This is a genomic window from Desulfobacter sp. (genome assembly GCA_028768525.1).
Classification (GTDB): domain Bacteria; phylum Desulfobacterota; class Desulfobacteria; order Desulfobacterales; family Desulfobacteraceae; genus Desulfobacter.
In genome coordinates this window covers 3,042,433-3,056,596 of sequence record CP054837.1, presented here as the reverse complement: position 1 = coordinate 3,056,596, position 14,164 = coordinate 3,042,433, and the positions used below count along the sequence as shown (strand labels likewise).

Annotated in this window: 10 protein-coding genes; 8 read left to right on the top strand and 2 right to left on the bottom strand. The window is 56.7% G+C overall.

The window, feature by feature from the left end:
- Positions 1–10: 10 nt before the first annotated feature.
- The 3 genes from HUN04_13815 to HUN04_13805 are packed head-to-tail and all read left to right on the top strand — an operon-like array spanning position 11 to position 2,860.
- Positions 11–1,093 (top strand): pyridoxal phosphate-dependent class II aminotransferase, encoded by a 1,083-nt coding sequence (locus HUN04_13815; GenBank protein ID WDP90714.1) that lies wholly within the window; start codon positions 11–13, stop codon positions 1,091–1,093.
- Entirely contained in the window at positions 1,086–2,057 is a 972-nt protein-coding gene (gene cobD / locus HUN04_13810) for a cobalamin biosynthesis protein CobD (GenBank protein ID WDP90713.1), read from the top strand. Before HUN04_13815 ends, cobD begins: the two co-directional genes overlap by 8 nt.
- Positions 2,054–2,860: a TIM barrel protein gene (locus HUN04_13805; protein ID WDP90712.1), complete on the top strand. Its 807-nt coding sequence runs from the start codon at positions 2,054–2,056 to the stop codon at positions 2,858–2,860. Before cobD ends, HUN04_13805 begins: the two co-directional genes overlap by 4 nt.
- 6 nt (positions 2,861–2,866) lie before the next feature.
- On the opposite strand, the gene HUN04_13800 is transcribed toward HUN04_13805, so the two are convergent.
- Positions 2,867–3,865 (bottom strand): NAD-binding protein, encoded by a 999-nt coding sequence (locus HUN04_13800; GenBank protein ID WDP90711.1) that lies wholly within the window; start codon positions 3,863–3,865, stop codon positions 2,867–2,869.
- Between the two features lie 112 nt (positions 3,866–3,977).
- On the opposite strand from HUN04_13800, the gene HUN04_13795 reads away from it, so the two are divergent.
- Positions 3,978–6,026 carry a hypothetical protein gene (locus HUN04_13795; GenBank protein WDP90710.1) on the top strand — a complete coding sequence of 683 codons (2,049 nt, stop codon included), beginning with the start codon at positions 3,978–3,980 and terminating at the stop codon, positions 6,024–6,026.
- Here the strand turns inward: HUN04_13795 and HUN04_13790 are convergent.
- The gene (locus HUN04_13790; GenBank protein WDP90709.1) at positions 6,016–8,031 is read right to left on the bottom strand and encodes a hypothetical protein; all 2,016 of its coding nucleotides are present in this window, start codon (positions 8,029–8,031) and stop codon (positions 6,016–6,018) included. The two genes, HUN04_13795 and HUN04_13790, sit on opposite strands and share 11 nt — an antisense overlap.
- A gap of 106 nt (positions 8,032–8,137) precedes the next feature.
- On the opposite strand from HUN04_13790, the gene HUN04_13785 reads away from it, so the two are divergent.
- The 4 genes from HUN04_13785 to HUN04_13770 all read left to right on the top strand — a co-directional run bounded on the left by HUN04_13785 (position 8,138) and on the right by HUN04_13770 (position 14,160).
- On the top strand, positions 8,138–9,232 hold the full coding sequence (locus tag HUN04_13785; protein ID WDP90708.1) for an NAD(P)-dependent oxidoreductase: 1,095 nt from the start codon (positions 8,138–8,140) through the stop codon (positions 9,230–9,232).
- A 166-nt stretch (positions 9,233–9,398) separates the two neighbouring features.
- Positions 9,399–10,493: a flavodoxin-dependent (E)-4-hydroxy-3-methylbut-2-enyl-diphosphate synthase gene (ispG, locus tag HUN04_13780; protein WDP90707.1), complete on the top strand. Its 1,095-nt coding sequence runs from the start codon at positions 9,399–9,401 to the stop codon at positions 10,491–10,493.
- Positions 10,477–11,982: a proline--tRNA ligase gene (locus HUN04_13775; GenBank protein WDP90706.1), complete on the top strand. Its 1,506-nt coding sequence runs from the start codon at positions 10,477–10,479 to the stop codon at positions 11,980–11,982. Before ispG ends, HUN04_13775 begins: the two co-directional genes overlap by 17 nt.
- Before the next feature lie 30 nt (positions 11,983–12,012).
- Positions 12,013–14,160, top strand: coding sequence for a bifunctional (p)ppGpp synthetase/guanosine-3',5'-bis(diphosphate) 3'-pyrophosphohydrolase (locus HUN04_13770; GenBank protein ID WDP90705.1), 2,148 nt, complete (start codon positions 12,013–12,015; stop codon positions 14,158–14,160).
- Positions 14,161–14,164 lie beyond the last annotated feature (4 nt).

Here is a 14,164-nt window from a genome sequence, read left to right as displayed (position 1 = left end):
GAAATCAACCATGATCATAGGACACGGGGGAAACAAACAGAAACTGGCAGATCGTCTGGGATGCCCGGTTGACGAAATTATTGACATGAGTTCCAATTTAAACCCCCTGGGACCGCCGGAAAGGATTCATCGCCTGATCCGGGAAAACATCGAGGCGATCCATGCCCTGCCCGAGCCCGACGGCATGTCCATGGCCCGGGGCTTTGCCCGCTACCACGGCATTGCACCGGAAAATGTGATTCCGGGCAACGGCACCACCTTTTTTATTTATACCCTGCCCCTGGCGCTGGGGGCTAAAAAGGTGCTTATCGCCGGGCCCACCTACTCGGATTACCGGGACGGTTGTGCCATGCACGGCATTGAAATCCGCCACTTCATGGCAGGTCCGGACACCGGTTTCCAGCCGGACATGGATGAATTGTCCAGGCTCGCCGGGGAGGCGGACATCGTGTTTATATGCAATCCCAACAACCCAACAGGCGCCCTGATTCCCAAGCCGGAACTTGAAAAGCTGATCCGGCGGCACCCCGGCACCTGTTTTGTGGCGGATGAGTCCTATCTTCCCTTTGTGGATGATGCCGAAGAGATTTCCCTTGTATCCCATACGGATATCGATAACCTGGTGGTGCTCTCCTCCATGTCCAAAATTTTCAGGATACCGGGGCTGCGCACGGGGTTCCTCAGCGGGGCCGTTCCTCTCATTGAGAAAGTGATGGCCTATTACCAGCCCTGGAGCGTCAACGCACTGGCCCAGGAGGTGATCCGGGATATTTTCAATCATCCCGATGAGATCCTGCCCTTTTACCAAAAGACCCGGGCCTATATTAAAGAGGAAAAAGCGGCCTTTTTAAAGTCGCTTAGCGGGGTGGCGGGCATCCGCCTGTTTGAGGCGCCCACTTATTTTGTCCTGGCAACGCTGGATAAGATGACGGCGCCGGAATTCTGCGACAGGGTGGGGGATGATAAAATCCTCATCCGGGACTGCAGCAATTTCGAAGGGCTTTCCCATCGCTTTGTCCGGTTTTCACTGAAAGACCGGTCTATTAATGGGGCATTGGCCAACAGTATAAAAAAGGGCCTGGGTCATGTTTGAAACATTTGGATTCGGTCTTGCCTGGCAGGTGGTGGCTGCCGCCTTTATTCTGGATATCCTTGCGGGGGATCCCCGGTGGCTGCCCCACCCCATCATATGGATGGGCAATGCCATCTCTTTTTTTGAGCCGCGGTTCCGGCGCCTGATACGGTCACCCCTGGTTTCCGGACTGGGGTTTGCCCTTTTTCTCATTGTCCTGACCTGGTCGCTTTCCATGGTGACCCTGGCACTGGCATTCCGGATCAATCCCTGGGCAGGCGCTGCCGTCCAGGTGATGCTGCTCTTTTACTGCTTTTCGGTGCGCAGCCTCACCAGGGCCGCCATGGATGTGGCCCGGCCCCTGGTGGCCGGAGACCTTTCCCGGGCCAGAACCATGGTGGGCTATATTGTGGGCCGTGAAACGGCGAATCTTGACAGGTCCGGGATTACCCGGGGGGCGGTGGAGACCGTGGCGGAGAATTTTGTGGACGGGTTTCTTTCCCCCCTGTTTTTCGCCCTGGTTTTCGGGGTGCCAGGGGCCATGGCCTATAAAATGGTGAATACCCTGGATTCCATGGTGGGGTATAAGAATGATGCCTACCTTCTGTTCGGCCGGGCATCTGCCCGCATCGACGACCTTGCCAATTATATTCCGGCCCGGCTCTCCGTGGCTGTTATCTCCATGGCCGCTGCCCTGATTTCCCCGGCCCGGGGCAGGCGTGCCTTCACCACGGCCCTATCCCAGGGGCGGAATCATAAAAGCCCCAATGCCGGTTACCCCGAGGCCGCCTTTGCCGGGGCAATGGGGGTACGTATGGGCGGCCCCAATGTCTACCACGGCAAACGGGTGGAAAAGCCTTACATCGGCGGCGAGTTTCAAGATCCTGTCCCGGAGAAGATTGCCCGGGCCTGTGAATTGATGGTGGTCTCCGCATGGGTGGCTATGACCATTGGCGCTTTTATCCTGTGGGCGGTGACAGGATGATCAAACGAGAATTCAGGCTGGGCACCACCTCCTTCATCTATCCCGACCACATCATCCCCAATGTGAGAAAGACCGGCCGTTTTTTTGATGAAATCGAGTTGCTGGTATTTGAAAGTCTGCCCCGGGAGGTCATTCCTTCGGCAGGAGATGTTCAGGAACTGGCCGCCCTTGGACGGGATTTGAGCCTGGGGTATAATGTCCACCTGCCCGTGGACGTCAGTCTGACGGCGGAGACACCTTCTGACCGCCAGAAGGCCGCTGATATTCTCCAAGGGGTTCTGGAACGGTTTGCCCCATTGGCCCCGAGTTCATATACCCTTCACCTGGAAATGGACAGGGACATGGCCGGCGGCGACGAAAGGGCGGCCTGGCAGGAACGGGCCGCTGACGGCCTTGAGCGCCTGGCGCCCCGGCTGGATGACCCCTCCCGTATTTCAGTGGAAACCCTCTGGTACGACCCGGCTGTCCTGGCCCCCCTGGTCCGTCAGTACGGCCACAGCCTCTGTGCCGATCTCGGCCATCATTTTAAATACGGGTTTGGGGTGGAACAGACCCGTGAGATTTTCGATAAAGAGATTTCCATTGTCCACCTCCACGGGGTGGATCTCACCGGGGAACGGCCCAGGGACCATCTCGGCCTGGACCGGATGGCCAATGACCATTTTGACCGGGTGGTCGGGTTCCTTACCGGATTCAAGGGAACGGTATCCCTGGAAGTCTTTAACTATCCCAACCTTGATCACTCCTTGAAACGGCTGGCAAATCACTTTACTGACATACCGGTACTGGAACGGACCGGCTGATTCGCCTTACCGGCCCAGAACGGTCTCCAGTCGTTTGAGATCCCGGGCGCGGCCCATGGCAATGACCTTGTCCATGGCGTTCAGGGCGGTATCCGCCCCCGGGTTGAATGCCATGGCACCGGACTGGCTCTGTATGGCAATGATGATCAAGTCAAACTCTTTTCTGATCCCGGTCTCTTTCAGGGGCAGGCCGCATAGCCTGGATTGGGGGTGAACCCGGACCTCTTCGATTTGAATATCCGTGGCATCGTCCGAAAAGGCCATTTCAAGAAATTTGATCACTGTGGGTCTTAAAATGGCGTGGGCCATACGCCTTGCGCCGATATCATAGGGGGAAATCACCTTATCCGCCCCTGCCGCCGCCAGGGTTTTTTTTGCAGCATCCCGCCCGGCCCGGGCCACCACGAAAATATCCGGGTTAAGCTGTTTGGCCATGAGCACAAGAAAGACATTTTCCGCATCGGTGCCGGTGACGGCCACCAGCCCCCTGGCGCGGGCGATCCCCGCCTTGATCAGAAGCTCTTCGTCCGTGGCCTCGCCCATGAGGTAGAGGACGCCGTCCCGGTTCATCCGGTGGCCGGATTTTTCATCCCGTTCAATGACCACCACGTCTATGTATTTTTGGACCAGGTACTGGGTCAGAATCCGGCCGATCCTGCCGTAGCCGCAGACAATATAGTGATTATCCAGTTTTTTGATCTGTACATCCAATTTATGCCTCCCAAGCACTTCCCTGATCCTGCCTTCCACCAGGAATTTGATGATGTCGGTCATGAGCAGAAGGAAAAATCCGCCCCCCACAAGGATGAGCGCCAGGGTAAAGACCCTCCCCGGCATGCTGACCTCGTGAACCTCTCCGAATCCCACCGTGGCCAGGGTGATGACCGTCATATACAGGGCATCCATAAATGGCCAGCCTTCGATGGCCATATACCCCAGGCTCCCCCCGGCAACCAGGGCGGAAAAAAGGATTAAAGAAAGGATGATTCGTTTTGACCGGTCCATGATGCTTCATCATACCTGGGGGGGGGCGAAAAAACAAATTATTCCTTACCCATTTTTAACGGATAGGGTAGAATTTATATTGAGATAATGGATGGTTGAAAAAGGAAGGCCAATGGGAGATCATGGCGAAAACAACATCGCCCTGGCAGACAATGCCCGGGTAATTGTGCTTGGCGGGGGACCTGCCGGGGCGTTTTTTGCGATTCACCTGCTTTTCATGGCCAAAAAGGAAGGTAGAAAAATCCGGGTCACCATTGTCGACAAGAGAATGGGGCCTGCCCAGGATGATGGCGGCAGGATGGAGGCGCCGGGGTGTAATTTTTGTGCCGGGGTGCTTTCCCCCCGGCTTCACCAGGGGCTCGGCCATTACGGGATAAGGCTTCCTGATTCCGTACTCTGCCATAAGTTTTCCCATATATGGATACACGGGCAATGGAAGAATTTTCCATTGAAGGTGCCCCGGGGCGCCCGTGTGTTTTCTGTATTCAGAGGGACCCTGCCCGGAAAGCGGCCGGATGCAATAAGGGGCTTTGACGGCTTTATGCTGGAACGGGCCGTGGAGATGGGGGCTGAATTGGTCCGGGGAGAGGCACGGGATATCTGTTTGACCCGGGAAGGACTGCCCCGGGTTGCCCTGGCCGGCGGCCACGGCCGGCAATTTTTCCTGGAGGGGGAGTTCTTATGTATCAGCACCGGGGTCAATGATGGTCCGGCCGGCGGCCTTTCCTGCGTTTTCCGGTCCTTCTCGCGGCTGCAGCCGGGGTTCCGCCCCCCGGCAACCCGGCGGGCCCTGGTGTTTGAGATGAAACCGGGCCGGGCATACCTGAAAAAATATATGGACAGGGAGCTTTATGTGATTGTATCCGCAGGGCGGGCCCTGGCATCGGAGCTGGACCTTGACCATGCCGTGCTGGTGCCTAAAAAAGACTGCCTGACCGTGGCCCTCATGGGAAAAAGCATTGACCGGGCAGCCTTTCCCGGTGATACGTCTACTCTGATACAGGCCTTTTTCTCCCTTGGCGGGGTACGGGATATTCTGCCGGGGCTGTCTGCAGAAAATTGTCCCCCCATCTGTACATGCACTCCATTGATGTCGGTGTCTCCGGCACGGTTTCCCTATGCCCACAGAATGGTCCTGGCCGGGGATGCCCTGGGGGCTCGGCTCTACCGGGACGGGCTCTACTCGGCATTTGCCCTGACCCGGGGACTGGCGGGAACGGTGCTGGGCCGGGGGGTGGATGAAATGAGCCTGGCCCGGGCCTGTGATGCGGCCGGCCAATGGCTGCAGCGGGATAATACATACGGCCGCAGGCTCATGGGGCTTTTTCAACAGGCATTGAAATCCTCATTTTTAAGCCGGATGCTTTACCAGACCTTTGCCACGGAAATGAAATTCAGGACCATGGACCAGTGGCCGGTGGGTCGGCTGCTCTGGCAGGTGGGCAGCGGGGCCGAGGATTTCAGATCACTTTTCAGGACCCTGGCCTCGGGCAGGGTATTGGTGTCTTTGGGACGGGGGCTGGTCAAAACCTTGAGAAACAAGGGAACGGAGTGGTTTTTCGGCCTGAACTGGAAGGGGACCGGACGGTATCCGGCCGTGGTCCTCAAGGAGAAACGTCAGTATCTGAAAGATTCCGTTTCCCGTTCCCTGGGGGTTAACCTGGACGGCCGGCCCGAGATGGAGCGGATGTATGCCGTCAAAATCAGGGCCTCGGCCCGGACCATTTTCAAGGAACTTGGCCGGTTCGGGGAGGGGGATAGCCCTTTTCTGCGGCTCAGGTTCGTGGCGGTGGCTCGGATTGCCGGGGCCCCCAATGAAGAGGGGGCTGTGGTGCAGTATAGGCTTTCTTTTGCCCCGGTCGCCATGGATATCCGGCTGGCAAAAAGGGTGGGATACAGGGGCCTGGTCTACCTGCCCTCCCCTTTGTTCACCCGGAACGGCAAGTTAATTTTTGAGGTCAGCCCCACCCGGGACGGGAATCATCGCCTGGTGGTCTATACCGCCTTTGACTACAGGCGGGGCAATACCTGGGGGACAAAATTGTTCTGGACGCTGTTCAGGGGGGTGTTTCCTGATTTTGCCCATGATGTGGTGTGGAATCATGCCGTGTGCCGCATCAAGTCAGAGGCTGAAAGGGCTGAGGCCGGGCCTAGTCGATGAGGAAGAGGGACCTATCGTTCAACTGCCTGAGCAGGCCTGCAGATACGCTTCCCAACAGCCATCGCTTGATGCCGGAGATGCCCCGTTTGCCCATGGCGATGGTGCCGTAGTCGCGCCGGTGGATGAGTTCGGCCAGGGCGGGGACCACCTCCGAGGTTGTTCTAATCCGTTCCAGGGGGATGGACCTGTCCATCCCGGTTATTTTTACGGCCTCATTCCAGGTCAGGGAGGGCGCCGCCGCTGTGCTGCCGGTTTCAATGTGGATGAAATCAAAGGAAAACAGGGGAATCTGCATCAGGGTCTGCCCCAGGGTCCTCAGCAGGAGCAGGGTGGTCTCCGACAGGTCGATGGGGACGATAACCCGGAAAGGCCGGGGGTGGGTATTTAAAAGGACCATGGTTTTTCCCCTGATTCTGTATAGGAGGTGGGTTTGCCAGGGCTGGTCCGGCCGGGCGGCCAGAAAGGTGATACCGTAGTCCCCCTGGCGGATTTCCGCTTCAATGGCCTCTTCAAAGGTGTCAAGGGAGGCGGCCAGGGTATGGGTGCGGGGGATGCCGGAGAGGCCTGAAGGGGCGAACTGGCACTCCAGCCAGGCGGAAAAGCCCTGTTTGAGTGTGTCAAGGTTCTGGCTTTCCAGGGGATCGCAGCGCAGGAGAATGGCATGGTCAGATTTCTTTTTTTCTGGGGGCAGAAGCAGGGGGAGAAAGGGTTTGAAGGTGTCCAGGTCTGTGGGGTGGGCCGCAATCCATAAAGACCGGCGGTTCCGGGTCAAAAGCTGGTGCTCAAGCAGGGTCTGTTCCTGGCGCCACCGGGGCCATTGCCGGCATAAAAATCCTTTTTCCAGGATGACCTGTTTGATGCAGTGGTTGCAGTTGATGCAGGGAATGATTTTTTTACCGGAGCCGCGCGCCTTGGCCGGCCATTCAGGGTCCGCCCGCAGGGGGCGGCCCAGGCCGATGAGATCGGCACTGCCTTTGCGGATGACGGATGCGGCCTTGGCCGGGGTCGTGATCCGGCCCGATATGATGACGGGGGTGGTTATCTGGCGGGCCAGGCCGGCGGTCTCTTTTTCCAGGTAAGCGGGGACTGCCATTTTTTTCCTAACCTCAAGGGTGAACAGGGAGTTATATGTGGCGGCTGATACGGAGAGGTAGGCCGCATCCTCTTTTTCCAGGCACCGGGCAAAGTCTGCGGCTTCTTCCGGGCGAATCCCCCCGGGGACCCATTCATTCAGGATCAGCCTGAACCCGAAGGGAAACCCTTGCGGTACCTGTTTTTTGATTTCCCGGATCACTGCCAGGGGAAAGGCCGCTCTCCGGCGTTTGCTGCCGCCGAATTCGTTGGTCAGCTTATTGGTGAATTTTGATAGGTACTGGCATAGGAGATATCCGTTGGCCCCGTGGAGTTCCACCATGTCAAATCCGGCTTCTGCAGCCCTTTTGGCCGCAGCCCCGAAGTCACGGATCACCCGTTCCCTGTCATCGTCGGTCATGGGGCTGCCCCAGGTCCTGATTTTTGAGATAAGATACCGGGTCAGGCCGAACCGTTTTTCAAAGGGGAAAAATTCCATGAACTCTTTGAGAGACTCCACATTAAAGGCCAGGTTTCCGGCAATGATGGGGGAGGGGAGCAGGGGCCGCTGTGTTTTTGCGAACCGCCCGGCATGGTTGAGCTGGAGGCAGGCCATCGCGCCCCGGGCTTTGACGGCGGCTGCCAGGCGGGCCAGGCCGGGAATAAATTCATCCCGGTCGGCCCTTAAATTGAAGCGGGAGACCACTCCGTCCGGGGAGACTGCGGCATTGGCCACCACCACCAGGGCGACGCCAGATGCGGCCAGCCGGGTATAAAATTTTTCCATCCAGGTGCTGACCCTTCCGTCGGGGCAGGCAAAGCCGGTGTGTACGGGCAGGGCCACCAGCCTGTTTTTCAGGGTAAGCGGACCGCAGGCCAGGGGAGAGAATAGGTGGGGGAATCCCTGGGGGGGTATGTCTTTTGTCCGGGGCATGGAATCTCCTTTACCATTCCAGGGTAAAGACCTATCATAGAGTAGCGGATTTTTATCTGTCAGGCAATCCGCCAATTCCTGTTCCTTCAAAAGGAAAGGGGGAAATATGGGCTGTAATATTTTGATTACAGGGGCCTGCGGATTTTTAGGATCGGCCCTATGCGCGGACCTGTCCACGCGTCACAGGGTGATCGGGCTGTACCAGAGGCCGCCGGGTCAAAAGCTGAAGGCGGCAGCATCCGGAGTGACCTGGATGAGGGGAGATGTCTCCCGTGCCGGGTGTGTGGACCGGGTGTTCAGGGAGGCTGCCGGGCGGGGCCGCCCCATAGATTATGTGATCCATTTTGCCGCGTTTACCGGATTCGGGAAAAAATGGGAGGCAGCATACGACCGTATCAATGTGGCGGGCACCCGGAACATCATTGAATCGGCAGCCGGGGCCTCTGTGAAGCGGCTGCTCTTTGCCGGGAGTATCGCCGCCCTTGAACCGCCTGATCCCGGCCAGGTGCTTACGGAAGCCTCTCCACCCGGTGGACGGGTAGCCTATGCCAGAAGCAAGGCGATGGGGGAACGGCTCTGCTACGAAAATGCCGGCCGGGTGCCGGCGGTGGTGCTGCGGCTGGGCGGGGTGTTTACCGACTGGTGCGAGCTGCCGCCCCTGTTCAGCCTGATCAAACTCTGGCGAAGGCCTTTTATGGGGCGGATGATGCCAGGCCGGGGGCTGGCAGGATTTCCATATATCCACCGCCGGGATGTGGTGGGCATGGTCCGGGAAATTATTGAAAAAGACGGCGACCTTGGCCGGTATGAGGTGTTGTTCGCCTCCCCCTCCGGCGCCACATCCCAGAGGGAGTTGTTTCCTGTGATCCGCAAGGCATACCGTTCCGGATTTTCAACGGCCCCCATCCATGTTCACCCGGGCCTGGCAAAGTTTATGCTCCATGGGAAATACCTGGCCAACCGCCTGAGGCTGCAGAATACCTATGAACGGGCATGGATGCTGGATTACGCCGACCGCCCCCTGGTGGTGGACACGGCCTATACCCGAAAGCGCCTGGGGTGGCGCCCGGATCCAGGACTGCATATTCTCAGGCGGATTCCGGTTCTGATGGCGCATGTTAAGGCCGATTCCAGGGCGTGGATGATCCGGAACATCAACCGGAATGAACAAAAATACCTGTTTGATCCGGATTCCCCTTAGAATGACTAGGAAAACAATGGGCTTGAAACAGGTTGCCGTCTTGAAAAAAGAACCGACGATGTGATATCTTATAGTTTTGGTAATTAATTGCCTGGACCAGGCGGAATCCGGTACAGGCTTTTTATATTTTTACCCAGTTTTACTTATACCCAGGATGAGGTGAGCCATGGCATTGGTCAGGGAGCGGCGGAAAACAAGGCAGATTAGGGTCGGGGAGCAGCAGGTCGGGTCGGAGTGCCCGGTTTCGGTCCAATCCATGACCAATACACAGACCCAGGATGTCCAATCCACCATCGGCCAGATTCTGTCCCTGGAAAAGGCGGGGTGTGAAATCGTCAGGGTGGCGGTGCCGGATATGGATGCGGCCCGGGCGCTGCGAGGGATCAAGGATGGCATTCATATCCCCTTGATTGCGGATATTCATTTTGATTACCGCCTGGCCCTGGCAGCGGCGGAATCCGGAGTGGACGGCCTGCGCATCAACCCCGGCAATATCGGTGAAGAAAAAAAGATACGGGCGGTGGTGGACTGTGCCAAAGCCCACGGCCTGCCCATCCGGGTGGGGGTGAATGCCGGTTCCCTGGAAAAGGAAATTGAAAAAAAATACGGGGCCACGCCTAAAGCCATGGTGGAAAGCGCGTTGGCCAATATCCGGATACTGGAGGACCTGGGTTTTTACGATATCAAGGTCTCTTTGAAAGCCTCGGATGTGGAACGGACCGTAGAGGCCTACCGGATGCTGGCCCCCCTAACGGATGTTCCCTTCCATGTCGGGGTGACCGAGGCCGGCGGCTTATATGCCGGAATTACCAAATCCGCCATCGGCATCGGCATGCTGCTTTCCGAGGGCATCGGAGATACCATAAGGGTTTCTCTGACCCGGGACCCGGTGGAGGAAATCCGGACGGGATATGAAATTCTGCGGGCTTTAGGGCTCCGCCACCACGGGCCGGAACTGATTTCCTGCCCCACCTGCGGCCGGTGCAAAATTGATTTATTTAAAATTGCCGAACAGACAGAAAAAGCTTTACTTGAGCGGTCTTCAAGGATTAAAGTTGCCATTATGGGCTGTGTGGTCAACGGCCCTGGAGAGGCCAAAGAGGCGGATATCGGCATAGCCGGCGGCGACGGCAAAGGCATATTGTTCAAAAAGGGAAAAGTCGTCAGAAAAATAGACCAGGACTGCCTGGTGGATGAACTGCTTAACGAAATAGATACCATGACTAAAGAAGCGGAGGAGATAAATGGGAAAAAAAGCTAAAACTGCCATCACCCCCACCCGGGACGAGGATTATGCCCAGTGGTACCAGGAGGTGGTAAAGGCCTCGGACATGTCGGAGAACTCTCCGGTCCGGGGATGTATGGTGATCAAACCCTGGGGATTTGCCATCTGGGAGAACATCCAGCGGCAGATGGATGCCATGTTCAAGGAAACCGGGGTGAAAAACGCTTATTTTCCATTGTTTATTCCTTTAAGCTACCTTGAGAAAGAAGCCGAGCATGTGGAAGGCTTTGCCAAGGAATGCGCCGTGGTCACCCACCACAAGCTGGAACAGGGTGAGGACGGGGGGCTGGTACCCGCCGGCGAACTGGCCGAACCCCTGATCGTGAGGCCTACCTCGGAAACCATCATCGGCGAATCCATGTCCAAATGGACCTCATCCTACCGTGACCTTCCCATCCTGCTCAACCAGTGGGCCAATGTGGTGCGCTGGGAGATGCGGACACGGATGTTCCTGCGCACCAGCGAATTCCTCTGGCAGGAAGGCCACACCGCCCATGCCACCAAGGAAGAGGCGGTGGCGCGGACCATGCAGATGCTGGATGTCTACACCAAATTTGTGGAAGAGCACCTGGCCATGCCGGTGATCCGTGGACAGAAAAGTGAATCCGAACGCTTCCCCGGGGCCGATGACACCACCTGTATTGAAGCCATGATGCAGGACAGGCGGGCGCTGCAGGCCGGCACCTCCCATTTCCTGGGGCAGAATTTCGCCAAGGGCTCCGACATCACCTTCCAGAATGAAGAGGGCCAGGAAGCCTATGCCTGGACCACCTCATGGGGAACCAGCACCCGGATGATCGGCGGGATGATCATGGTTCATTCCGATGATGACGGCCTTGTGGTGCCCCCCAGGGTGGCCCCGGCCCATGTGGTCATTCTGCCCATCGTGAAAAAAGGCGGGGACAATTCAGAAATCCTTGAAAGCGCAAAAGCCCTGAAGGCCGCCCTGAGCCAGAAAATCTACCACGGCCGCCCCGTGGAAGTCGAGATCGACGACAGGGATATCGGCGGCGCCAGGGGCTGGGAATGGGTGAAAAAGGGCATTCCCCTGCGCATTGAACTGGGGCCCAGGGATATTGCCAATAATGCCGTGTTCATGGCGCGCCGGGACACCGGCAAAAAAGAGGGTATGGACCGAGATGCATTCGTTGACGGCATTACGGATATTCTGGATGATATCCAAGACACCCTGTTCCAGCGGGCATTGAAAAACAGAGAAGAGAACACCTTTACCATTGACGACAAGGATGAATTTTACGCCCTGTACAAAAAGGCCAAGGGGTACAACAACGGCGCCTTTGTCATGGCCCACTGGTGCGGATCGGGCGATTGTGAAGAAAAGATCAAAAAGGATCTTTCCGTTACCATCCGCTGCATCCCCTTTGACAGCCCCGAAGAGGAAGGAACCTGCATTTGCTGCGGGGAAAAAAGTAACAAACGGGTTCTATTTGCCAAAGCCTATTAAATGTTCCACGGGGAACAAACAGCCGGATAGATGATTCGAATTACCGACATACTGGATAAAATTTACGACTACAATCCCGAAGCGGATGTTTCCCTCATCGACCGTGCCTATATTTATTCGGCACGGGTCCATGAGGGGCAGGTCCGTCTTTCCGGCGAACCCTACCTCTCCCATCCCCTGGAGGTGGCCGATATCCTGGCGGACATGAAGCTGGACGTGGAAAGCATTGCAGCCGCCCTGCTCCATGACGTCATTGAGGATACTCCTGCCACCAAAGAGGATATTGAAGGTCTTTTCGGCTCGAATGTGGCCCATATCGTGGAGGGGGTGACCAAGCTTTCCGCCCTGCCCTCTGCCACCAAGGTCGCCCAGCAGGCCGAGTCCCTACGGAAAATGATCCTGGCCATGGCTGACGATATCCGGGTCATCCTCATCAAGCTGGCCGACCGTCTCCATAACATGCGGACCCTCAAGTACCACCGTAAGCCGGAAAAGCAGGCGGCCATTGCCCAGGAAACCCTGGATATTTACGCCCCCATTGCGGCCCGGCTGGGAATTTTCTGGATCAAGCACGAACTGGAGGAAATCGCCTTTTTCTATACCCTCAGGGAAGAGCATGACCATATCGAGGCACTGGTCAACCGTGCCAAAGACGACAAAGAGGCCTATATCCGTGAAGTGTCCACCTCCCTTCATTACAAGATGGAGGAGATGGAACTGCCCTGCGAGATCAAGGGGCGGTACAAGGCCCACTATTCCATCTACCAGAAAATGGTTTCCCAGAGCCTTGAGTTTGACGAGGTCTACGACGTCATCGCCTTTCGGGTGATCCTGGATACCGTTCCCCAGTGCTATGCCGCCATGGGCGCGGTCCACTCCATGTGGAAGCCCATCTACTACAAGATCAAGGACTATATCGGCAATCCCAAACCCAATATGTACCAGTCCATCCACACCACCGTCATCGGTCCCCGGGGGGAGCGGGTGGAAATCCAGATCCGGACCCATGAAATGGATAAGATTGCCGAATCCGGCATTGCCGCCCACTGGTCGTACAAGGAAGGGACTAAAATTGATGAAAGTACGGGTGAATTGTTTGCCTGGATCCGGAACCTGGTGGAAAACCAGGAAAATTTAAGTGATCCGGATGAGTTTCTGGAAAATGTCCGTATTGATCTGTATCCCGGAGAAATTTATGTTTTTACACCGGGGGGCGACATCAAAACCCTGCCCAAAAAAGCCACGCCCGTTGATTTTGCCTACCGTATCCACACCGAGGTGGGGGCCCAGTGCACCGGCGCCAAGGTCAACGGCAAGATGGTGCCCCTGGCCCATGAACTGCGCACCGGGGATACCATTGAAATTATCACCACCAAGGGCCATGAACCCTCCAGGGACTGGTTGAATTTTGTTAAGACCGTCAAGGCCAAGACCAAGATCCGGGCCTATATCAACGCCAAGGAGCGGGAACGCAGTTATTCTCTGGGCAAGGAACTCTGCGAAAAGACCTTTAGAAAACAGAACCAGAATTTCAACGCCCTGATCAAATACGGTGAGATCGGCCGGGTGGCCCAATCATACGGTTTTAAAACCGTGGAGGACCTTGTGGCCCATGTGGGGTTCGGAAAAATCACGGCCCGGCAGGTGCTGAACCGGGTACTCCCCGAACTCGAGCAGGAGCAAAAAGAGGCCGATCTGGAGAAGATTGCCTCCAGAACCACAGGAAAGCGGGACACCGGCATTATTGTCAAAGGCCTCAACGATATCCTGGTCAAATTTTCCAAATGCTGCAGCCCCCTGCCCGGTGACCCCATCACCGGGTATATCACCCAGGGCCAGGGTGTTACCATCCACCGGAAAAACTGCCCCAATGTTCTGAAAATGAGCAGTGAACGAAAAATAGAGGTGGAATGGGCCAGCGAACTCAGGGAGTCCTATCCCACCTCCATCCGGATCAAAACCGATGACCGCCATGGTCTTCTGGCCGACATCGCCGCCGTGATTTCCAAAGCCAAGATCAATATCCTCAACGCCCAGAGCGAGACCAGCCAGGACGGGGTCGGTATCTTTTATTTCACCATCATGGTGGAAAGCTCTGAGCAGCTGCGCCGTGTCATGTCTGAAATCCGCCGGGTAAAGAAGGTCAATGAGGTCAAGCGGGTGGTGAGAACCGAATAAAACA